Below are 24162 nucleotides of genomic sequence, written 5' to 3'. Positions count from 1 at the left end.
ATTTCATGTACAATAAGTTAGAGGTGATTTCATGAAATACGACGTTGTATCTATTATGCAAGAAAACGCAATGCATTTAATTGGTGTTCAATTAACAGAGTTTAAACTGTCTCAAATTAATAAATTGAAACGTATGTTGTCAACACCATTTACAAATACGCGTTCGAAACAATATCAAGAAAATGTTGAATCGTTCGTGCAAGAAATGCGACCGCAAACGATTTATCATTATAAAAATCATTTTGATGTGCATTATTTAATGTTTAAGCATAAAGCATTACAGTCTATTATTGTGATTGGGCCATTTTTAGAGCAACGACCAAGTGAAAAGACATGTCATGAAATGCTGCAAGCCTCTAATTTACCGATTTCTAAATTATTGAGTTTAAAGCAATATTTATTACAAGTACCTTTGTGCCAATATAAGAAAGCATTAACATTATGCCGTTTGGCCACAAAGTTCATTACAGGTAAAAAGAAATTATTTGATGTAGAATCCGTTGCATTTAAATTTCATCGCGTCATTGAAGCACAAATTGATCATCAACAACAGTATGAGTATGAATTATCGCTCGTTGAACATCGTTATAATATTGAAAATCAGCTGCTGATTGCCATTGAAAAGGGAGACGTTGAAGCGGCATATCAATTACATGCTGAAATGCAATTGCTTGTTTCTGGTATGAAACGTACGAAAAATGACATCAACAATGCACGCTATAAAACATACGTTTTAAATGTGATTAGTAGAAAAGCACTAGAAAAATCAGGTGCTAATGTACTGATCATTGATGAAGTTTCTGCGAGATATGCAAGACAAATTGATGATGCACTTACATATCAAGAACTTGATGAAATCGCAAAATCATTAGTAATAGAATATACAGAGCTTGCAAATCGAGCACAAGCGATGCATTACTCTCCTATAGTAAGTAAAGTGATTCAATACATAGAATTAAATCTAGATAAACCATTAACATTGCAGGAGTTGGCAGAATATACGAAAGTCTCAAATACGTATTTGTCAAAAGTCTTTAATCGAGAACTTAATCAATCCATTTCTGACTTTATCAATCATATGCGTATTAAGAAATCCATTGAGTTATTAGAAAGAACTGCAATGCCGTTATCTGATGTATATACCTATGTAGGATTTAAAAGCCAAAGCTATTTTACAAAGTGTTTCAAAGCATTTACTGGTCAAACGCCATTGCAATACAAGAAACAAATTGGAAAAATGTAAGCCTTAACACACCTTGATTATAGGCAAAGCAAATAGAGTAAACAATGATTTACAGAAATAATTTGCGATTTTTTTCACAAACTTCGCAATCTAGTATAATATTGTTATAAAAAGTTAAATATATTTATAAAATTTATGGAAAATCAGCAATTTTTTCTGCATGTGTGACGAAAATCTTTCACAAACTAAATATGATTCATCTTGAAAAAGATAAGCGATAAACGTTGGTATTAAAGCGTTTTCATCGTTTGTCTTTTTTCTTTTATTTGGCAATAAAATTTGGAATTTCACAAACTTTTTAAATTTAAATTGAAGAATTCGCTGCAAATTTTATAATGAGGTTGAGTTGGGAGACAAAAACAAAAAATTAAAAGGAGGAACATGAATGAAAAAGATGACGATATTGAATCAACTTCATCAAAATTATCTTGTAGCGGTCATCAGAGGTAAAAGTGAACAAGATGCAATCGATATGATAGAACAAATCATTAAAGGTGGCATATATAACATTGAAATTACCTTTACAACACCAAATGCCGTTTCAGTCATTCAATATTTCAATCAAAAAGAAGATCCGCGCTTATTAATTGGCGCTGGTACAGTAATGGATACAACGACAGCAAGTATCGCGATTCAAAGTGGTGCGAAATACATCGTTTCACCTCATTTTGATAAAGAGATTGCAACGATGTGTAACTTAAATGCGATTCCTTATTTACCGGGTTGTGGCTCTGTTACTGAAATTGTACAAGCTTTAAAAACGGGAGCAGACGTGGTGAAATTATTCCCAGGTAACTTATTAGGTGCTTCATTTATTAAAGATGTGCACGGACCAATCCCTCAAGTAGAACTGATGCCATCAGGTGGTGTATCTATTGAGAATATGCATGAATGGTACAACAATGGTGCATTTGCAATTGGTATCGGTAGTGCATTACAAAAAGGTGCAAAAGACGGAAAAGATGAAATCATCATTGAAAATACAAAACGATTTGTAACACAATACGAAAAAATAAAAGGGTGATGTTATGTTTTTAACTTTCGGAGAAATCATGATGCGTTTAACGGCACCTGATCATCAATTATTAAGAGAAACCAATCAACTGAATATCAGTTTTGGAGGTGCTGAAGCCAATGTGGCCATCATGCTTTCAGGCTTTGGTTTACAGACATCCTTTATGACCGGTTTACCTAACAATGATTTCGGTGAGAAAGCCATTCGAAAATTAAAAAAATATGACGTCAATACGACAGAAATCATTCAAAAAGAAGGTCGCATTGGGAGTTATTTTGTTGAAGAAGGCTTTGAATATAGACCATCAAAAGTCATATATGATAGAAATCATTCAGTATTTTCAACGTTGATGTTAGAAGATTTTGATTTAGAAAAAGCATTTCAAAACGTCACATGGTTTCACTTTACAGGCATCAGTTGTGCAGTGAATGATCAACTGTATAAATTGATACAACAAATCTTAAAATTTGCAAAAGCACGAGGCATTACAGTGAGTTGTGATTTAAATTATCGTGCAAGCTTATGGGACTTTCATCAAGCAAGAATCAAAATGTCTGAGTTACTATCATATGTCGACGTACTGTTTGGTTATGAACCCGTAACTCTACTCAATGCATATGGTCAAGAAATAAAAGACAATTTATCAAGATTTGAATCACCAGAAACATTGCAACCGATTCTTAAAAAAATTCATGAAACGTATGATGTGAAGTACATTGCTTACACCCAAAGAAAAATTTTTAACAGCTCAAGTAACCGCTTACAAGGATTTATATCAGATGGCAATAAAATATTAGAAACAAAAAGTTACGATACAAAAATATTAGATCGAGTTGGCACTGGAGATGCATTCACAGCTGGTGTGATTTATCAGCTGATTCGTGAAAGTGACCTACAAGCTACCATTGATTTTGGTATCAATAATATGATTTACAAACATACTGTTCGAGGAGATTATCAATTTATTCATCCAGAGACAATTCGATCTATTTCAAACAACAATAAAGAAATTAATCGATAAGAAAGAGGTTTTCATTATGACAAAAACCCTAGAATCAGTTAAGACAAGAAAAGAAGAAAGTTTCGAACACATTAATGAACCAAAGTTAAAGTTTATGGAGAAATTATCATATGGTTTTGGTGATTTTGGTAATGGACTGATGTTTGACTTAGGTATGATTTTCTTACTTAAATTTTATACAGATGTACTCGGTATATCTTCAGTTTATGGTGGGATAATATTTTTAGTTGCAAAATTATTTGACGCATTTGTTGATACAGGTGTAGGAACGTATGTTGATTCACGTACGAAAATAGGAAAACTCGGTAAATTTAAACCATTCATTTTATATGGAACGGTGCCACTCGCAATATTAACCACAGTGTCATTCTTATCACCAGACTTTAGTGACACTGGAAAAGTCATCTGGGCATTTGCAACATACTTAATTTTCAACGTTGCCTATTCATTTGTAAATATTCCTTATGGATCATTATCGGCATCTATGACATTAAATTCTGATGATAGAACACAATTATCTGTCTTCCGTAATTTTGGATCACAATCAGCACTTTTTGTTACTGGTATATCGTTAATTCCATTAGTTAAGCACTTTGATAACCCTGCGATTGGGTACCCGGTAGTTGTAGGTGCATTATCAGCTGCAGGTGTCATATTCCATTTATTATGTGTAAGAGGTGTTAAAGAACGCCATGTCATTATTCGCGAGAAGAAAGAAGGCGAACATGGTGTTGGTAGAAAAGCATTTATGAATTTAGTGAAGAACGGACCATTTGCAGTACTTGCAACATACACATTACTTACTATTACTGCAATGTTCTTAAAGCAATCAACACAACTGTACTATTTCCAATACATTTTAGGAAAAGAAACACTAGTTGGCTTTGTTAGTTTAGTGAATTTCATTGTACTGATTCCGGCATTATTCTTAACAACGCAATTAAGCAAAAAATATGGCAAAAAAACAACAGCATTAATCGGGGTGGCAGGGTTCATTGTATTTGAAATACTAAACTTCTTCCTGTCAGGGGACAATGTAACTTTATTCTTAACACTCAATGCATTATCAAGTTTCTTCTTTGTAATACCGAACACTGTGACATGGGCATTTATCGCAGATGTTGTTGAGTATGGTCAATGGAAATCAGGTGTAAGAACGGAAGGTATTATTTACTCAAGCTATAGCTTTACACGTAAAGTATCACAAGCTTTAGCTGGTTTCATTCCGGGGATAATGTTAGCAGTCATTGGGTATCAACCTAATCAACAGCAAACTGAAAGTACTTTAGAAGGATTAAGAGGAATTTACTTCCTGTTACCAGCAGGACTTTGTTTAGTGGCATTATTGCTCTTCTTATTCTTATATAAATTAACAGATAAACGTCATAAACAAATTGTTAGTGAACTTGCACTTCGAGACGAATTACATTAAGGAGGAAATTACATGAGTTTTATTCATAAAGATTTCATGTTACAAAATGAAACAGCAAAGCATTTATATCATGATTATGCAAAAGACATGCCGATTTATGATTACCACTGTCATTTAGATCCAAAGTTAATTCGAGATAATCATCACTTTGATAACATTACAGAACTTTGGTTAGGTGGCGACCATTACAAATGGCGTGCAATGCGTGCACAAGGTATTGAAGAACAATATATCACAGGAAGTGCAGCACCGCTTGAAAAGTTTATCAAATGGGCTGAAACATTAGAGAATGCAATCGGTAATCCACTTTACCATTGGTCACAATTAGAATTAAAAATGTACTTCGGCATCGATGAATTACTTACTAAAGAAAATGCGGAAGCCATTTATCATCAAGCAAATCAATATTTAAAAGACAATCATGTTACAACACAATCGTTGATTCAACAATCTAACGTTAAATTAATTTGTACAACAGATGGCCCGTTAAATCATTTAGAAGAACATGATGCAATTAAATCACAATCATTATCAGCAGCAGTATTACCTGCATTTCGTCCAGATGATGCATTTAATATTCAAGAGCCATCATTCAAAGCATTTGTTGAAAGTTTAGAAGCAATCACCCACCCAATTACAACGGCTGATGCATTCATTGAAGCATTACACAAAAGAATTGACTACTTCCATAGTAAAGGCTCAAAACTTGCTGACCATGGTATTGGTGAATTGAACTATCAAACTTATACAGAAGAAGCGATTCAAAGTATCTTCAAAAAAGCATTGAACAACGAAAGTATCTCACATCAAGAAATGGGTCAATTACAAACTTACTTATTGTTTAATTTAGGCAAAAAGTATCATGAACTTGACTGGACAATGCAAATTCATTTCGGTGCGATTCGCAACAACAATACGCGTCAATTCAAAGCTTTAGGAAGAGATACAGGATATGACTCAATTAATGATCAAAGCAATGTTGCTTATCATTTAAATAACATCTTAAATATGTTGGCAACTGAAGACAAATTACCTAAGACCATATTGTATAACTTAAATCCAATTTATAACGATATCGTCACAACAACGATCGCCAACTTCCAAGCACCTGGTGTGAAAAGTAAAGTTCAGCACGGTGCTGGATGGTGGTTCAACGATACAAAACGCGGCATGTTGAATCAAATGGCATCTTTATCAGATCAAGGAATGCTCATGCATTTTGTCGGTATGTTAACAGACTCTAGAAGTTTCTTATCTTACTCAAGACATGACTACTTCAGACGCATTTTATGTACACATATCGGACAACTCGTTGAATTAGGAGAAGTCCCAAATGACGATGTTTTATTAGAAAGAATGATTAAAAATATTTGTTACAACAATGCTTACAACTACTTTAAATTAATTTAGGAGGAACTCGTTATGAAAATGACATTTAGATGGTACGGGAAAGATGACCCGATTTCATTAGAATATATTCGCCAGATTCCTGGTATGAAAGGTATCGTATCAGCAATTTATGATATTCCAGTTGGAGAAGTTTGGCCATTAGAAAAAATTAACGAACTAAAATCAACAATCGAAGCAGCAGGATTAGAACTTTCAGTCATTGAATCTGTGCCTGTGCATGAAGATATTAAATTAGGTAAACCAACAAGAGACAAATACATCGAGAACTACTGTGAAACATTACGTAACTTAGGTAAAGCAGGGATTAAAGTTGTATGTTATAACTTTATGCCAATCTTTGACTGGACACGTTCAAAATTAGACTATGAATTACCAGACGGTTCAACAGCATTAATTTACGATGAAAATGATATTGCGAAAATGGACCCATTAAGTGGTGAATTAGCATTACCAGGTTGGGATTCAAGTTATACAAAAGAAGATTTACAATCTTTATTCGATGATTACAAACAAGTAGACGAAGAAAAATTATGGGAAAACCTAGAATACTTCATTAAGAAAATTATACCGGTAGCAGCCGATGAAGACGTTCTGATGGCAATCCATCCGGATGATCCACCTTGGAACATCTTTGGTTTACCACGTATCATTACAAATAAAGAAAACTTGGAACGCTTTATCAACTTATATGATTCAAAATACAACGGCTTAACAATGTGTTCAGGATCATTAGGTGCAGATAGAAACAATAATTTCCCGGAAATGCTTGAATACTTCGGTAAAAAAGACAGAGTTAACTTTGTGCATGCACGTAATGTGAAATTAGTAGGCGACAAATCATTCCAAGAATCAGCACACTTATCAGAAGCGGGCTCAATCGATATGTATGAAGTCGTAAAAGCAATGCACAGCTTCGGTTACGAAGGACCAATTCGTCCTGACCATGGTCGCATGATTTGGGGAGAAACAGGGAAACCAGGTTACGGCTTATACGACCGTGCATTAGGTGCGACTTACTTAAACGGTTTATACGAAGCAGTGAAGAAAAGTAACGGAGGGGAAAAATAATGTTACCATTTCAAGTGGACTTAAAAGGTAAAACAGCCGTAGTAACTGGTGGTGCAGGTGTGATTGGTTCATATATGTCACGTGCATTAGCTGAATGCGGTGCAAATGTTGTCATTTTAGGAATAAGTGCAGAACCAGCAGAAAAGTTAGCAGAAGAAATTAAAGTAGCAGGCGGAGAGGCATTATCAGTTGTCGCAAGTGTTACAGATAAAGCGCAATTAGAAGCAGCTAGAAAAGAAATCAACGAAAAATATGGCAAAGTAGACATTTTAATCAATGGTGCAGGTGGGAATCACCCATCTGCAACAACAGATGATGAATATTACACACCTGAAAGCACACAAGCAAAGATGAAATCATTCTTTGACCTTGATGAAAAAGGTGTAGGCTTTGTATTCGACTTAAACTTTTTAGGTACCTTCTTACCATCACAAGTATTCGGTCAAGATATGGTCGGATTAGAAGATGCAACCATCATTAATATCTCATCAATGAACGCATTTACACCACTAACTAAAATTCCAGCATACAGTGGTGCGAAATCAGCAGTAAGTAACTTTACTGAATGGTTAAGCGTGTATTTAGCAAATACAAACGTACGTGTGAATGCCATTGCACCAGGATTTTTATTAACAGATCAAAACAGAGCATTACTTAAAAATGAAGATGGTACAAATACACCACGTACTGAGAAAATCTTAGCAGCGACACCTATGAATCGATTCGGTGAACCAGAAGAATTAATCGGTGCATTATTATTCTTAGTATCTAAACAAGCATCAAGCTTTGTGAATGGTGTTGTATTACCTGTAGACGGTGGATTCCACGCATATTCAGGTGTTTAATAAGAGGAGGAATACATATGTTATATCCAATTCAAACAACAACGAGAAACTTAATCGATTTAAATGGTATTTGGCAGTTTGAATTAGAAAATGAACAAACAATTGATCCAACGAAACCATTAGAAACAGATAAAATTATCGCAGTACCAGGGTCTTACAATGACCAATCGATTCTAGCAGACATTAGAAACCATGTTGGAACAGTTTGGTATGAACGATCATTCATCATTTCACCATTATTTCAAAATGAACGCTTAGTATTACGATTCGGTTCAGCAACACATGAAGCAGTGGTATATGTGGATGGCAAAGAAGTCGTACGTCATAAAGGTGGCTTCTTACCATTTGAAGTTGAGTTAAATGATCTTCAACCAGGTAAACATCGTTTAACCGTGTCTGTGAATAACATTTTAGATCATACAACTTTACCTGTAGGAAACTACACAGAAGAAATGATTGACGGTAAAACTGTTAAGAAAAATTTACCGAACTTTGACTTCTTCAACTATGCCGGCTTACATCGACCAGTCAAAATTTATACAACACCTAAGACATACATTAAAGACATCACGATTGTTCCTTCTATCGTGGATGGTAAAGGGATTATCGATTACACAATAGAAACAAGTGATCAAGGCGTACAATATCACATCGAAGTGTTAGATAAAGAAGACCAAGTTGTAGCAACACATGACAAAGAGCAAGGACAAATCACAATCGAATCACCAAAGTTATGGCAACCCCTTGAAGGATATATGTATCAACTGAAAGTATCATTAATTAAAGATGGCACATTAGTTGATGAATACATCGAACCATTCGGTATTCGTACTGTAGAAGTGAAGGACGGACAATTTTTAATCAACAACAAACCATTCTACTTCAAAGGCTTCGGTAAACATGAAGATACATATTATAATGGACGAGGGTTAAACGAAGTTGCAAATGTGATGGATTTCAACTTAATGAAATGGATTGGTGCGAACTCATTTAGAACCGCACACTATCCATACTCAGAAGAAATGATGCGCCTAGCGGATGCACAAGGAATTGTCGTAATCGATGAAACAACAGCAGTCGGTGTACATTTGAACTTCTTAGTATCATTAGGTGGCACAGCTTCAGTGAACACATGGGAAGGTATCAAAACACATGATGCACATGAACAAGTCATCCGTGAATTGATTGCGAGAGATAAAAACCATCCATCTGTTGTGATGTGGTCAATCGCGAATGAACCCGCATCAAATGAAGCAGGAGCGAAAGCGTACTTTGAACCCTACGTGAAACTCGCAAAATCACTCGATCCGCAAAAACGTCCTGTAACCATTGTAACTATCTTAATGGCACAACCAGAAAACTGTGAAGTACAAGATTTGGTAGATGTATTGTGCTTGAATAGATATTACGGTTGGTATACACAATCAGGTGATTTAGAAGCGGCAAAAATTGCATTAAAACGAGAACTCGACGAATGGACAAAACGTCAACCAGGTAAACCAATTATGTTTACAGAGTATGGTGCAGATACCATTCCTGGTTACCATGCAATCGATGACATTATGTTTACAGAAGAATACCAAGTCAATTACTATAAAGCAAACCATGAAGTGGTCGATCAATACCCACACTTTGTCGGAGAACAAACATGGAACTTTGCAGACTTTGAAACAGGCAATGGCTACATTCGTGTACAAGGTAATAAGAAAGGTATCTTCACACGCGATAGAAAACCAAAAGCCGTCGCACATTACTTAAAAGAAAGATGGGAAAGCATCCCTGATTTCGGTTATAAAAGAAACTAAATATAAAAATACGCGCCACATCGTATGATGAATTGGCGCGTATTTTATTTCTTCTTCTCAATATTCAAATCGTTCAAATGTTTCCCTTTAGAAAAGCTTACTTTCATATCGACACCACTATTGTACGCTGCTCTTGTAATTAAGTGTCCTGCTACTGGCGACGTTAAATATAAGAACATAATACCAAGTAGTAACCTAAAGCTAACATAGCCGTCATTGACGATGAAATAGATAAATACCCCTGTTAATGTCAGTAGTACTGCGAGTGTAGAACTTTTTGTAGCGGCATGGCTTCTTGTATAAATATCTTCAAATCGAATGATTCCGATGGCACTGATTAAAGCCATGATGCTTCCGATTAAGATTAAGAGTGCTAATATTATGTGAATGCTATCGTTTACGTTCAAATATAACACCTCTTTCAATAAAGCGTGATGTTGCGATTGTACTAATAAATGATAATATCCCAAATATTAAAATGGCTTCTAAGAAATATTTTGTATGCATTAATAAACATAAAATACTAATACTAGACATGATCATCGCGCTCATCGTATCTAGTGCCACAATTCTATCAGGTAATGATGGTCCTCTAATAATGCGATAAGCGACGATACATATTGCAATGCCATATATCGCTAATGCCAATTTTATAATCAATATACTCATTAATAGCCAACCTCCTTTATAACGCGTTCATATCGTTTGATTGATTTAAGTAACTTTATATTTTCAGTCTCAGTTGCATGTAGTGTATGTATAAATAGACGCTTATTATCATGTGATAATCTTAATACAACAGATCCTGGTGTCAGTATAATTAGCATGATTAAACTGGTGATTTGCCAAGGTTTAGACAGTGACGTATCGTAAGTAACTACCCCTGGCTTAACACTGTTAGGCGTAAATAAGATGTGCTGCATTGTCGAGAAACTCGATGTAATCAACTCATAATTAAACAATAAAATCAGTTTCGTAATCGTAATGAGTTTCTTTAAGTAAAATTCATTACCTAAAAACAAGTGGATGATATATAGCACAACGAGACCGATTAAATAACCTTTAAAAAATGTAGACAAGGTCACTTGATCTTCATCAACGAGCAATACCCATATCAATGCGATGAATAAATTTAAAACGACTTGTGCGATAATATCACGCTCCTAACTTAAAGTTTTGAATGTATGATGCTGCATCTTGATTAGTCAATATTGAGTCGAAATAATGAGCAGTAAAAATAAAGCTATTAGAAACAAGTAATAAACTTAATATAAGTAACCACTTGGCATTAAATTGCTTCTGTAATTGTTGGATTTGTATTGAATCCGTTTGTTCTTGACGTGCACTTTCTCCAAAAAATAATTTAATAAACAAGCGCATCATCGCGAGCATTCCGATGAATGGTCCAAGGATTAAAGGTACACTCAAAAGCATATGATGTGTTTGTACGGTTGCGCTTAATATCATTAATTTCCCTGGAAATCCCCCGGTAAATGGCATGCCACCAACGGTAAACAATATGAATAAAAAGCTGAATGCAACGCCTGGTATGTAACGATATAAGCCATGATATTTATCTAATCGTACAATGCCGTATCTTCTAATTAACAATCCAGCAAATAAAAACAAGATGGCTTTTAGTACCATATCATTTAACGTATATAAGACAGCACCATTGATACCACTTGTATTAAATGTTGATATCCCATAAAAAATCACACCGATAGAGATAATGATTTGATAACAAAACATCATTTTAATGTCACGATAACGAATCACACCAAAAATACCGATGAAAATTGTAATGATCGCCATCGTTAGTAAAATCGGTGATAGCATCTCTTGATAAGGTACAAAAATAATCGTACTCGTACGAATCATTGCATAAACACCAACTTTAGTAAGTAGTGCCGCAAATAATGCACCGTTTTCAAAGGATAAGACACTATACGTTTTCGGTAACCAAACAAAGATTAATAAAGCAGACTTTAAACTGAATACAATGACAAACAATAATACGATAATTCCATGTTCAGCAATAAAGCCTTTCTCTAACATACGCTGACCTAACTGTGCAAAATGCAATGTTCCGTAAACACGGTACAATAAACCAATCGCAATTAAGAATACCCAAGACCCGATTAAGTTTAATACGACATATGTAATGCTTGCTTTAAACTGTTCTTTTCTTTGACCTGTCACAATTAATATGAATGACGCAAGTAACATCACTTCAAACATGACGAACAAGTTAAAGATATCTGACGTTAAAAACGAGCCATTCACACCGGCTAAAATAAACAACATAAATGGTACTTCAAAATCTCTTTCATGATTGATATATTGAAAAATTAAAATCGACATCACAACAATTGTACTGATTATCACAAAGAGTAAACTCATTAAATCACCGTACAATTGAATGCCATAAATACCATGGCCACCAAGGCTTACAATCAAAGGTTGCTTGATTGCAGATGCTAGTAAATAAGTGTTAATGAGTAAGTTCGCTGCTAAAAACGATATCGCGATTTTATAAATACTTGTATTTTTAATATATGTAAGCACACCGATAAGAATCGGAATGATAATAGGTGAAATTAATAAATTATTCATCAAGACCTCCTAAACTTTCAATTTGGCTATCTTTATTCTTTTGATAGTTTTTATACACTAATACGAGGAGTAACGCTGTTGTCGCAAAGCTAATGACAATCGCTGTTAATATTAAAGCTTGTGGGATGGCATCAACATTTGGCAATTTACCGTCATTAAATGGTAAATCTTGACCTTTAAACGACATTGAAATCAAGTAAAGGTGTGCAGCATGGCTCAATAAACTCGTACCAAGTACAACACGAATTAAACTTTTAGATAAAATCAAATGAATTCCGACATAGACTAAGACAACAGTGATTAATATAAGTAATAGCATCATTGATCACCACTAATCGCTAATAATATCGTCATAATGACACCGACAACCGTTAATAAAATGCCAAATTCAAACACCGTAACACTGGATACATGAATTTCTTCAATTAAAGGAAGGGTAATGTAAAAGTCTTCGTGCTCTAAAAGATGATGTCCAAATAATGTTGGGATGATCAGTACGCTGAAACTAATAATGACACCAATCGTAATTAATTTATGAAATTCAAATGGTAACAATGCTTTAATACGTTTCGCATCAAACGTTAAAAACATTAAAATAAATCCTGATGTAAACACAAGTGCACCAACAAAGCCACCACCAGGAGCATGATGCCCATTAAAAAAGATATAAAATCCAAAAGTTAAAATAATAACGATGACAATCTTTGAAATTTGCTCAAGTAATAAATCATTTTCTCTCATAATTAGCTCCTTTCTTTAAAATCGTATAGACACCGAAGCCCACAATCATAATCACAACGCCTTCTAAAATCGTATCAAAGGCTCTAAAGTCACCAAGAATCGCATTAACCACATTCTTAGCACCAGCAAGCTCGTAACTATTGTTGTAATAACTTGAAATCGAATCAAATACATTCATATCTGCACTATTCAGCATTAAATAACCCACCAATAAAGCCATGACAAGTGCAATGATATGTTTCATCATTCGTCCTAGTAACGTATGCGTTTCTTTCTTTAAGTTCGGCATATGATAAAAACATGCTAAGAACAATACCGTCGTGATCGTTTCAATGACCAGTTGTGTTAATACAAGGTCAGGTGCTTTCAAATAAATAAAGCAAATCGATACGCCATATCCTACAATACCAATCAATACAACTGCTGACATACGGTTTTGTACAAATAAGAGACTGATTGCACTCGCCATCATTAAAATACCAATCACAACAAAGTAAAACGGTGCATCGAAGTGAACCGTTGGCATTGAAAAGTAGCGAATGATAGACGGCAATAATAAAGCAATGATGAAAATGTACATATACGCAACATACGTATTAAGACGTTTCGTTAAAATACCTTTTAAAATAGAATTTGAAATAAAAGACGCAAATGAAACCATATTTTTATAAACAGCATCCAATGAGAATCGCTCAAAAGACACATACTGATAAACTTTAAACTTCACACATAAACTACCAACAATATAAATCAACAACGTTATAAACAACGGCACTGTAAAGCCATGCCAGGCATGAATCGACTTTAAAGTGACTTCCGTTGATTGCTCATTTACAATCGGTGCAATCAAATATTGCTGCACGAGATTCGGAATAAAAAACAATACAATCGTCATGACAGTAAGTAATAACGGACTTCCTAAAATAGCGCGCGGTAAACGTGAAATTTGCACCGTTTGTTTACCGAAGAACGTACGAATAATGAGCGTGAAACTATAAATAAATGTTCCAATACTCGCAACAACAGCAAGTATCAGCACCACTAAAAACAAAGGACTCACAACATAAATCTCATAAATCGCAGTAATAAATAACTCTTTTGCGATAAATCCACTTAAGAAAGGTAATCCCGCCATCGACACCGCTGAAATACTCATCACAATAAACGTTATCGGCATTACTTGACGTAAACCACCAAGTTCGCGCATATCACGAGTACCCGTCATTAAATCAATCATGCCAGTGCCCATAAATAACGCCGCTTTATAACAAGCGTGACTTACGATTAAAAGGATTAAGCCATTATATAAATAACTATCAATCTCAACAGATTTCATTGATGCTGGCAGTGCCAATAACCCAATCATCAACATCATCATACCGAGCTGACTGATTGTAGAATAAGCAAGTAACGCCTTTAAATCATGCTTTGTAAACGCAACAAAGCTACCAACAAGCATCGTGATTAAACCAAATGAAACAATAGTCATTGAAATCACAAAGTCACCATCATAAATCGTTAACAGCTTTAACATCAAATAAATACCTGCTTTTACCATCGTGGCAGAATGCAATAACGCACTGACAGGCGTAGGAGCTTCCATCGCACTAGGTAACCAAATATGAAAAGGAAATTGCGCTGATTTTGTAAACGCACCGAACATAATGCAAAACATGCTGAAATAAAACAAAGATGTATGAGGTAGAGAAGCGGATAAAATATGATCAATCTCAAACGAATCGGCAAGAAAACCGATACCTATAAAACCAATCAACATAAACGTGCCACCAATAACCGTAATGATTAAAGACTTTAACGCACCCATAAAAGATTTAAACTTCTCATAATGAAATGAAATCAATAAGAAAGAAGCAACACTCGTTAACTCCCAAAATAAATAGAGTAAAACCAAGTTATTAGTAAGCACCACACCATTCATCGCCAAAATAAATAACAACAATGCACTATAAAAATAAGCGTGACGTGGGTACTTCTTCATATAAAAATAACTGTAAATCATCACTAAAATACTAATTGCAGAAATCATGATGAGGAATAAATAAGATAAAGCATCTAATTTAAACGACAGGTGAATATCAAAAGTAGGTAACCAAGGTAAACTTGTAACAGTGCCAACCTTAGTCGATAAAACAACATATAAAGTAAAGACAGGATATAACAAACTGATCGCAGTAATCATCTTATTCGATAAGAACCGACTAAAACTCAAAATCAAAGCAATACATAACAAACCAAATATAAAAATACTCAATAACATGATTCAAATCCTTTCATTAAAGATTTAATTGAATGTCTCGTTTAGACTCAGGTAACACATCTATAAAAGCAAACGTCTCTAACTTCGATTGATGACCTAAAATATGTTGAATATCCATAATATGAATACCCTGCACATAGGCATGATAAGCAAACGTCTTCTTTAAAGCATTCGGACAAAGTGTATATGGAGATTCAAGTTGTTTCGCAGCAGCAGATAAAATGCGATTAAATTGCTGCCTAGATAAAGGGGCTTTCGTTCTAGAAGATTGAAATAAATATTCATCTTCAGAAAGAGGCTGAATATAATCAGAGAGTAACGCACTATCTGAAACGTTTAAACGAATCTTGAAATCATTCACAAAAAAAATAAACTGCGCATCCTTCATCACAAGATCACGCGGCGTTAATAATAAAATGTCCTTCACCTTTAAAGGCACATTTAAAGCAATCATAAACAACAAATAATCACGCGTACTCTTTGACTTAAAATACGATTTATAATCATTTAAACGATCAAGATCTTTAATCGGATAAGATTTATTCATAGCTACCTCCTTATGTTACATATTTATTATATCATATAATTATGTAACTTTAAAGGATGTGACTTATCTAAAGATTCAAATAGAATTATTAGTATAAAATAACAACAAATGCAGTAATTTAACATATTATCATTAAAAATACTTTTGAAAATAAATAAAAATTTATTAGTTGGTATTCTATTTAATGTAAAAATTTAATATAATTAATAAAAATATATAAAATAAGGAGAACTTTATGAAGCATTTTAAACTTATAGTCTTGGCACTACTTATCATGATTACAGTGATCCAACCTACACAAGTCAATGCAGCAGGATACTACTACAAATGGAAAGGACACAGTGGGAACAGCTATCAATATGTTACTACTAAGGCATTTGTGAATGCTGTAAAAAAAGGGCGTGTGACAGTTAACGGCAGAACTGTAGAGAAAAAAATAAAGGCAGAATCACTGAACAAGTCAGCAGAAGTGATATTGACATATGCATTTGAGAACAAAAAGGTTAAATCTAAATACATTAAACGTCAATATGATACAGTCATTTTCCTAAATGACAAGTATAAAACATATACCATTGAAATGCCGGTAAAAAAAGGAAAAATTTCTAAAAAGCAATTCATTAAAACTTACGGTAAACATTACTCAGAAATACAAGAGGTAGAAAACGAAACAAGCATTTACTATAAATTCCAAAATCACTATTTCGAAGGTATATTTAACAAAAAGAATCAACTGATTGGCGTATCGTTCAGTTCACATATCGCTGGGCAAGTAGGAAAAGATGTCGATGAATTTTTGTTTGGGGAATAAGTTAAGATAGTTATCACAAATTATAAGTAATCATATATATTTAAAAGAATTAGAACTTTCAGAATTCTATTGACGCTATATCATGAAAGTGCTATGATTTAAAACAATTAAATAAACTTATAAAGAGAGATGGAGGGAATTGGCCCTTTGAAGTCTCAGCAACCGGCATTTGCACGGTGCTAAATCCAACAGGTTATCCTGAAATATGAGTGTAAATCGATGTTACCCTTCCTATTTTAGGAGGGGTATTTTTTATGGAGGAATGCAGATGAGTCAGTTTAAAAGAGGTATGGAATCACGTCATGTGATGATGTTAAGTTTCGGAGGTGTGATTGGTACAGGGTTATTCCTAAGTACGGGTTATACATTGCAACAAGCTGGACCAGTAGGGACGATTATCAGTTATATTATTGGTGCTTTGCTCGTTTATATTGTGATGAAGTGTATGGGCGCACTTGCTGTCAGTCATCCTGATGTGGGTGGTTTTCACACGTATGCAAATATTTATATCCACCCGTCTATTGGTCATGTGGTTGCATGGAGTTATTGGTTATGTTGGACAATCGCACTAGGGTCAGAAATCACTGCGGGCGGTATACTATTTCAAAAATGGTTCCCAGAAGTTCCAGTTTGGCTGTTCAGTTTAATCTTTATCGTTATTATCGTATTGATCAATTTCACGAGCAGTAAAATTTATGGAGAAACAGAATTTTGGTTATCTTTAGTAAAAGTATTAGCGATTATGATGTTTATTGTGATTGGATTACTCGTATTATTTAACGTATTACCATCAGAATTAAAACCAGTCACACAATCTGAAAAACTATTAGATGTACCAAACGGTATGTTTGGCATATTCGTCACGATGTTAGCAGTGAACTATGCTTTTAGTGGTACAGAATTGATCGCCATTGCTGCAGGAGAAACGAAAAATCCTGAAACAGTCATACCGAAGACCATTCGTGCAACAGTTTGGCGTCTAGCATTACTTTTTATAGGAACGATTATTGTGATGGTGTTATTACTTCCAACAAATAAAGCCAATTTATTGGGAAGTCCATTTGTATCAGTATTAGATAGTGTCGGTATTCCATATGCCGGGGATATTATGAACTTTGTGATATTAACAGCATTACTATCAGCTGCTAACTCAGGATTGTACGCAAGCAGTCGCATGCTTTGGAGTCTTTCAGAACGAGATCATGTATTCAATATAGCGAGAAATTTAAATAAGAACGGTATGCCAGTCAATGCTACATTGATTAGTTTAGTAGGTGCTTTGCTCAGTTTGTTATCAAGTGTTATTGCTCCAGAAACCGTTTATTTAGTACTCGTGTCCGTTGCAGGATTCGCTGTCGTTGTTGTCTGGATGAGTATATGTGTGGCAAGGTTTAATCAATTGAAACGAAGTGGCGAGACAAAAAGTAGTGCTTATATCTTACCAGTAATAGGCTTTACACTTTGTTTAATCTCTACAATTGGCGTACTCTTTGATCCGAACCAACGCCTTGCGACATTGATTGGCTTACCGTTTTGTATCATTGTTGGATTGATACATTATATTGTGAAGAGAAGAGGTGTATTCAATGCAGCTACAAGATAAATTAAAACAAGACATTACAATACTAGATGGAGGATTTGGTACAACCATCGAACAATTCGGTTATGACATCGCCCATCCATTATGGTCATCACATTTACTGACGACGCACCCAGAAGGAATTTATCAAGTACATCGTGCTTTTGTTGAAAATGGTGCAGATATTATATTAACCAATACTTATCAAGCATCAGTACAATCGTTTTTAAACATTGGATTGACTAAAGAAGATGCAACAATTGCATTGATACATTCCGTAAAGCTCGCTCAACAAGCAGCAAATAAAAACACACTAGTAGGTGCGTGCCTAGGACCCTATGGTGCATTGCTAAGTGATGGCTCAGAATATACAGGAGATTATTCTATTACAGAATCAGACTATATACAGTATCATAAAGAACGTCTAGATATATTATTACAAGCAGGGATTAACGTTTTTGCATTTGAAACCATACCCAAGCTTGAAGAAATCAAAGCAGTGAAGACATTACTTAAAGACTATCCACAAATAGAGGCTTGGATAAGTGTGACTTTGAAAGATACACAACACCTATCAGATGGTTCAAAAATAGAAGAAGTTTGTAAAGTAGTGAATACCATTGATAACGTATATGCGTTCGGAGTCAACTGCACAAGTGTAAAAATAATAGATGGCGCCTTAGACACCTTGATAGAACATAGTGAAAAACCATTGATACTTTATCCAAACGGTGGTAGAAAGTATGATGGCATCAAGAAAATATGGATTGATCAAATAGACGAGAATTTATATGAAGCGGCTGTAAGGTGGAAGCATAAAGGTGTCAAAATCATCGGTGGATGTTGTCAGGTAGGCCCTAAGGAAATAGGAGAGTTATGTCGGGTGTTGAAAGGTTGAAATTAATATCATTGGGTTCTCATTGAGATAATAATATAATGATATTAATAAGTTCAATACGAAAGGAACCTTTGACATGCCAATGAAATCAGATAAAAAAGTGATTGCTTCAATTGTCAGGCATAAAGATATTGAAAAAGTAATAAAGTATAAAGAAAATATAAAATCTGTGTTTATATTAATCAGTGATTTTATAAATATTAAAGACATCGTTCAATTGTTTCATGATAATGATTTAGAAGTATACATTCATGTAGAAATGATTAAAGGGTTAAAATTAGATGAATTTGGATTTAAGTATTTAAAGAATGTCGTAAAACCAGATGGTATTATTACTACCAAAAGTAGTCATGTTAATTTGGCAAAGAAAAATAACATTTATGTGATTCAAAGGTTTTTTTAGCGGACTACAATATGTTTGATAATATCATTTCAACAACAAAGAAATCTAAACCAGATGCGATAGAAGTTATGCCAGTGTTAACATCTTATCTGTTTAAAGATATTTATAAAGCTACAAAAATACCTATTATTTCAGGTGGACTAGTTGATCGAATAGAGCAAGTTGAAGATATTAAGAAAGTTGAAGCATATTTAAATTAGATTGACTCCTAGTCACAATATAAGACGATAATTTAGAAATTCACTTCTATCAAAAGATAGAGGTGGATTTTTTTATAAAAAATTGTACAAAACGATAAATGATATATTGTACAATCCACTTCCATAAAATACAATAATAGTATAGTGTAAGATGTAATTGTAATATATACATTTAAAAGGAGAAATTATAAATGAAGAAAATAATTTTATGTTTAATCGTACTATTTTCGTTGAATTTTAAATTTGCAAAAGCTGAAGAAAATTTCCAGTTATTCACTAGTGGTATTTATGATGGAATGGAAAAATTAAATTTCCAAATACACAAAATTAACAATATATCTATTGTAATTAATGAAAACGAGGTCTCTAATGTAAATTATGGTGATTTTGATGGTACACTTTCAACATTTATAGAAATTCCTAAAGTAAAAGAAAATGACATTGTAAAAATCAATTTATTGGATAGAAATAAGATTAAAACTCAAAAAGTATACAAAGTTGAAAAACTAGTGAATGGATTTACAATTATACCTCAAGGTGGCAGAATAACTAATGTTGATTCACAAGTATTAATCATAGGAACAGCGCCTTATAACTGGGGGGATAAAAAATTTTTTTTAAAAATGTATGACCAAGCTGGGAAGGTGCTTTATAACACACCGATTAGTAAAAAGGGAGATAGTAGTTATAATGGTAAAGTTAAATTTCCAAAGCAAAAACTAAACTCTAAAGTATACTTTTCAATTTCAGATGGAAATGTAGAATCAGTAAAAAAAGAGATTAAAATAGAAAATGGTATACCGCCAAAACCGCCAATTGTAAACACAATTAAATTATCAAATGGCATTGTTTCTGGGAAGTATGAAAAAGGTGGAAGTATTACTCTATATATCAGATCATCTACAAATTCATGGTATGCTCATTACCAACAAACAGTGAAGGTCGATAGCAAAGGTAACTTCAAAACTAAAATACCTAAATACAATCCTAGAACAAAAGAACTGATGTTAAAGTATGGTGGAGTTGTAATATTTGAAGCAGTTGATGCGACTAAAAATATGAGTAAAAATATCACTAAAACAATAACAGATGATGTACCACCAACTAAACCATCAAAACTTATTATAAGTAAAGACAGAAAGAAGCTATCAGGTTATGGGGAAAATGGAACAACTGCTTATGTTTATAGAAAAGATATTTTAATAGGAACAGGTATCGTTAATAGTGAAGGCAAATTTTTTGTAAGGATGAGTAAGCAGCCAAAAGGTGTAACTTTAGAAGTGCATCTGGAAGATCAATCTGGGAATGAAAGTAAAGTTGTTAAAAAGAAATTTTAACTTGATAAGTTTTTTAAAAACCAGCTCTATGAAGTGCTGGTTTTTTTAGAAGGAAATATAAATCTAATAAAAATTATATTTTTTCAATATTTATTTAATAAGTTTTAGTAATATAAGTGTAAGGTAGAATAAGTATATAAATTAAAAGGTGATGGGATGATACAATACGCACAACAATTACTAGATAAAATTTCGGAGGAAATTAAAAAAAGTGATAACATGTTCGTTTACGGACAGGTGAACATTGATTATGAAAATTATCAACAGTTAATGAGTTTTATTCGAGATATTATTCTTAATCCTAGAGAATATCCGTTTAATACTAATGAAAAGAATCGGTTAATTACCTTTTGTTTAGTAAATTTCGCTTTTTATGATTACGATGATGACAATGAGATAACAGATAAACTGTTTGTTTCATTTTTAAATAATATAAAATTGAGTAGCAAATCAAAAAACATAAATTTAATCAAGAATAGTATACAAAGTGATTTAATGAATTTAGGTTCATTAAAAGTTCTAGAAAATGATAATACGCGCTATAAGGATAGTATATTACTACAAAATATTCTATTTACTGATAATGCGGAAAAAATGTTTGATATATTTGTAGAAATTTATTTTAGATATTTAAAAGAAAACGGTAGTTTAAATAACTTTAAAAAATTTATGCAGCAGTTGAGAAATACCTCAATTGATTATCTAAAAAATGGATATAGTATTAGAACAAAAAAATATACAACTATTATACAAAGGCTACCCAAATATTATTTATATGCTCTAGAATATTCACCATATTACGTCGTTAAATATACTTATCATTGGATAAAATACATACATGATATTAATTATGGAAAATGGCCTGTATATTTGGATAAAAAATATTCAGCGTTATTTGACAGAGTTAAACAAGAACAAATCATTGAACGACGTTATAAGCAACCATCCACAAAAGCATCTAATGATAATTATCATGAACATAAAGGATTGGAATTAAAATCAAATGGTATGATTGTTCACGTTCCAGAATATCAAATAAAAGAAGAGAATATAGAAACTCATAAACTCAACATTTTCGTTAATGGTGAGAAATACACTACAAAAATGCTTGAAATTGTTGAAAATGAAGGATTCTATAGTACACAATCAATGCAAGTACATATTGATAAATATTCAACAAATATCAATTATGAAATAACGTATTTGGATAAAAAGGAGAATAAGCAGAAAGTATTATATGATTCAAAAGAATCATTTTCTAAAAATTTCTTATTATTTAATGAGAAGAAGAAATTCATTAATACGAGCACTATAAAAGATAAAGAGAAATTTTATATTCTTTCAGAATCACCAATTAAATCAATAGGTAATATTGATAATGATTATTTATATTATGAAAATGGTATATATTATTTTGAATCCATCATGAGTGAAGAGAAGGTCATATATGTTGATGGTTATTACATTAGTTCACAAAAACCTATATTTGAAACAGGATTTTCAGAAGATACCTTTATTAAAAATGTTGTACTAAATAAAAATGATAAGAATTACAAGTTACTTTCAAAATGGAATGAATTTTATATTCGTTTAGCAAAAGAAGAACATATTTATGATTACTCAATTGAAATTAATAAACAGTTATATGATTTATCTAATATTGACTTTTTAGAAATGAAAAACAGATATGGAGACAATAAAGAAATATCATTTGATTTTAAGAAATTTATGAAAATAAATGATATTCCTTATGATGAAAAATTTTATGAAGTTAATTTAGTTAGAAAAGGTAGTCAATATTATGTTTACCATATAAATATTGTCTATGTTGGAACATTAGATTATACATTTGATAGAAAAATTTATAAAAATGATACACATGCCACACTTACAAAATGTTTGTTGAATGATAAATCTATATTAACATCAACAAATTGTATACTACCGCTTAATGATAAAGGGACTTTTAAATTAAAACTAGATCGAGAAGCTAGTTTAGTATTTACTCTACCTACAATAAAGGTAAACAATACCGTCAATTTTGAGGATAAATATTGGATAGAAGATTTTAATTTAACTTCACTAGAAACAATTGGGATAGATGGTAACGTTGTTTGGAAAATAGGAGAAAACAAACAACTATTGAGGTTAGGTAAAAATAAAAAGCAATTAGATAATAATTGGATTGAATATTCACTAGCACGATATCATGAAAATTTTAGTAAGCAATCACTTTATTACAATATTGACGGTGATGATGTATGTTTATTTGAAGTAATAAAGACGCCTGAAATATGCGATGTAATTGCAGTTCCGTTTAGGGAAAAACTTTCAATTAGTACAATTTATTATGGTGGTAAAGATTTAAAAATAGCATTATCAATACCTTCAAAAAATATTTATGAAGAGAAAAAATTAGCACCTAAAGTAGAATTTGATTTTCCTGATGTAGAACATATTGTATTTAATATTGAAATATTTAAAATGAATCAATTTTTCTCCAAGGAAAAAATAATCATTTATAGCAACTCATTTCATAAAGGAGATAAGTTTCTTGCAGAATTCGAAAGGGGTATTTTAATTAACGCTGTTCTATGTAATGGTTCAACAATACCTATTGAAAACACCTATATTAAATTTATTAAGTTTACTAAAGAGGGAAATTATCGTGGTAAATTATATTTCGAGAATCAAAAGAATAATGAAAAACCTATATATCTAGATAGTATAAATCCATTGACTTGCAAAGTCCGAAATAAAAAGAAAAAGAAAATGTTTTTCGAAGCGGTTGATAAGTTTGGAGAATATTTAATATTAGATGCATATACAAGAAAAATCCATACATCTTATGATATTACAGATTCCAAAAGGTATGTCATTATTGATGAATTTATTATTGAGAGGAGATAATCT

General features: G+C 32.8%; 21 protein-coding genes, 1 pseudogene and 1 riboswitch. Of the genes and pseudogenes, 14 read left to right on the top strand and 8 right to left on the bottom strand.

Going from position 1 to position 24162, the window contains the following annotated elements; translation table 11 throughout:
• Positions 1 to 31 precede the first annotated feature (31 nt).
• The 8 genes from ER639_RS10500 (at position 32) to uidA (ending at position 9839) form a co-directional block, all read left to right on the top strand.
• The gene (locus tag ER639_RS10500) at positions 32 to 1243 is read left to right on the top strand and encodes a helix-turn-helix domain-containing protein (protein ID WP_129065747.1); all 1212 of its coding nucleotides are present in this window, start codon (positions 32 to 34) and stop codon (positions 1241 to 1243) included.
• Between the two features lie 385 nt (positions 1244 to 1628).
• Complete coding sequence (locus tag ER639_RS10495; RefSeq protein ID WP_129065746.1) at positions 1629 to 2267, top strand: bifunctional 2-keto-4-hydroxyglutarate aldolase/2-keto-3-deoxy-6-phosphogluconate aldolase; 639 nt, start codon at positions 1629 to 1631, stop codon at positions 2265 to 2267.
• Positions 2268 to 2271: 4 nt separating this feature from the next.
• Entirely contained in the window at positions 2272 to 3279 is a 1008-nt protein-coding gene (locus tag ER639_RS10490; RefSeq protein ID WP_129065745.1) for a sugar kinase, read from the top strand.
• Positions 3280 to 3295: 16 nt separating this feature from the next.
• A complete protein-coding gene (locus ER639_RS10485; RefSeq protein ID WP_129065744.1) occupies positions 3296 to 4711 on the top strand; it encodes a glycoside-pentoside-hexuronide (GPH):cation symporter in 1416 nt (471 codons plus the stop codon).
• A 12-nt stretch (positions 4712 to 4723) separates the two neighbouring features.
• On the top strand, positions 4724 to 6121 hold the full coding sequence (uxaC, locus tag ER639_RS10480; protein WP_129065743.1) for a glucuronate isomerase: 1398 nt from the start codon (positions 4724 to 4726) through the stop codon (positions 6119 to 6121).
• A 12-nt stretch (positions 6122 to 6133) separates the two neighbouring features.
• On the top strand, positions 6134 to 7189 hold the full coding sequence (gene uxuA / locus ER639_RS10475; protein WP_129065742.1) for a mannonate dehydratase: 1056 nt from the start codon (positions 6134 to 6136) through the stop codon (positions 7187 to 7189).
• Positions 7186 to 8034 carry an SDR family oxidoreductase gene (locus tag ER639_RS10470; RefSeq protein WP_129065741.1) on the top strand — a complete coding sequence of 283 codons (849 nt, stop codon included), beginning with the start codon at positions 7186 to 7188 and terminating at the stop codon, positions 8032 to 8034. Before uxuA ends, ER639_RS10470 begins: the two co-directional genes overlap by 4 nt.
• Positions 8035 to 8051: 17 nt before the next feature.
• Positions 8052 to 9839, top strand: coding sequence for a beta-glucuronidase (gene uidA, locus ER639_RS10465; protein ID WP_129065740.1), 1788 nt, complete (start codon positions 8052 to 8054; stop codon positions 9837 to 9839).
• A gap of 44 nt (positions 9840 to 9883) precedes the next feature.
• Here uidA and ER639_RS10460 read toward each other — a convergent pair whose 3' ends face one another.
• The 8 genes from ER639_RS10460 to ER639_RS10425 are packed head-to-tail and all read right to left on the bottom strand — an operon-like array spanning position 9884 to position 16021.
• On the bottom strand, positions 9884 to 10255 hold the full coding sequence (locus ER639_RS10460; RefSeq protein WP_368665665.1) for a Na+/H+ antiporter subunit G: 372 nt from the start codon (positions 10253 to 10255) through the stop codon (positions 9884 to 9886).
• Positions 10230 to 10508 (bottom strand): monovalent cation/H+ antiporter complex subunit F, encoded by a 279-nt coding sequence (locus tag ER639_RS10455; RefSeq protein ID WP_129065738.1) that lies wholly within the window; start codon positions 10506 to 10508, stop codon positions 10230 to 10232. The genes ER639_RS10460 and ER639_RS10455 overlap by 26 nt, the downstream gene beginning before the upstream one ends.
• The gene (locus tag ER639_RS10450) at positions 10508 to 10990 is read right to left on the bottom strand and encodes a Na+/H+ antiporter subunit E (protein WP_129065737.1); all 483 of its coding nucleotides are present in this window, start codon (positions 10988 to 10990) and stop codon (positions 10508 to 10510) included. The genes ER639_RS10455 and ER639_RS10450 overlap by 1 nt, the downstream gene beginning before the upstream one ends.
• Before the next feature lie 4 nt (positions 10991 to 10994).
• Positions 10995 to 12455: a proton-conducting transporter transmembrane domain-containing protein gene (locus tag ER639_RS10445; RefSeq protein WP_129065736.1), complete on the bottom strand. Its 1461-nt coding sequence runs from the start codon at positions 12453 to 12455 to the stop codon at positions 10995 to 10997.
• Entirely contained in the window at positions 12448 to 12777 is a 330-nt protein-coding gene (locus ER639_RS10440; protein WP_129065735.1) for an NADH-quinone oxidoreductase subunit K, read from the bottom strand. Before ER639_RS10440 ends, ER639_RS10445 begins: the two co-directional genes overlap by 8 nt.
• Complete coding sequence (locus ER639_RS10435; protein WP_129065734.1) at positions 12774 to 13196, bottom strand: MnhB domain-containing protein; 423 nt, start codon at positions 13194 to 13196, stop codon at positions 12774 to 12776. Before ER639_RS10435 ends, ER639_RS10440 begins: the two co-directional genes overlap by 4 nt.
• Positions 13183 to 15474, bottom strand: a complete 2292-nt coding sequence (gene mbhE, locus ER639_RS10430; protein WP_129065733.1) for a hydrogen gas-evolving membrane-bound hydrogenase subunit E — start codon at positions 15472 to 15474, stop codon at positions 13183 to 13185. Before mbhE ends, ER639_RS10435 begins: the two co-directional genes overlap by 14 nt.
• A 16-nt stretch (positions 15475 to 15490) precedes the next feature.
• Positions 15491 to 16021, bottom strand: coding sequence for a tyrosine-type recombinase/integrase (locus ER639_RS10425; protein WP_129065732.1), 531 nt, complete (start codon positions 16019 to 16021; stop codon positions 15491 to 15493).
• 235 nt (positions 16022 to 16256) lie between these two features.
• Here ER639_RS10425 and isaB point away from each other — a divergent pair, with 235 nt between their 5' ends.
• The 6 genes and pseudogenes from isaB to ER639_RS10390 all read left to right on the top strand — a co-directional run bounded on the left by isaB (position 16257) and on the right by ER639_RS10390 (position 24159).
• Positions 16257 to 16832 (top strand): immunodominant staphylococcal antigen IsaB family protein, encoded by a 576-nt coding sequence (isaB, locus tag ER639_RS10420; RefSeq protein ID WP_129065731.1) that lies wholly within the window; start codon positions 16257 to 16259, stop codon positions 16830 to 16832.
• A gap of 114 nt (positions 16833 to 16946) precedes the next feature.
• A riboswitch (SAM riboswitch) is annotated at positions 16947 to 17044 on the top strand.
• Between the two features lie 50 nt (positions 17045 to 17094).
• On the top strand, positions 17095 to 18435 hold the full coding sequence (locus tag ER639_RS10415; protein ID WP_129065730.1) for an amino acid permease: 1341 nt from the start codon (positions 17095 to 17097) through the stop codon (positions 18433 to 18435).
• On the top strand, positions 18419 to 19309 hold the full coding sequence (gene mmuM, locus ER639_RS10410; RefSeq protein ID WP_129065729.1) for a homocysteine S-methyltransferase: 891 nt from the start codon (positions 18419 to 18421) through the stop codon (positions 19307 to 19309). Before ER639_RS10415 ends, mmuM begins: the two co-directional genes overlap by 17 nt.
• A gap of 76 nt (positions 19310 to 19385) precedes the next feature.
• Positions 19386 to 19912 (top strand): annotated as a pseudogene (locus tag ER639_RS12590) (glycerol-3-phosphate responsive antiterminator).
• Positions 19913 to 20103: 191 nt separating this feature from the next.
• Positions 20104 to 21249: an Ig-like domain-containing protein gene (locus ER639_RS10395; protein WP_129065726.1), complete on the top strand. Its 1146-nt coding sequence runs from the start codon at positions 20104 to 20106 to the stop codon at positions 21247 to 21249.
• Positions 21250 to 21405: 156 nt separating this feature from the next.
• Positions 21406 to 24159 carry a hypothetical protein gene (locus ER639_RS10390; RefSeq protein WP_129065725.1) on the top strand — a complete coding sequence of 918 codons (2754 nt, stop codon included), beginning with the start codon at positions 21406 to 21408 and terminating at the stop codon, positions 24157 to 24159.
• The last annotated feature ends 3 nt before the right edge of the window (positions 24160 to 24162 follow it).

It is taken from the genome of Macrococcus sp. DPC7161 (assembly GCF_004117835.1).
Lineage (GTDB): Bacteria > Bacillota > Bacilli > Staphylococcales > Staphylococcaceae > SDSC01.
Note: the sequence above shows the minus strand (reverse complement) of the source record. Positions and strands in the feature narration are given on the sequence as shown.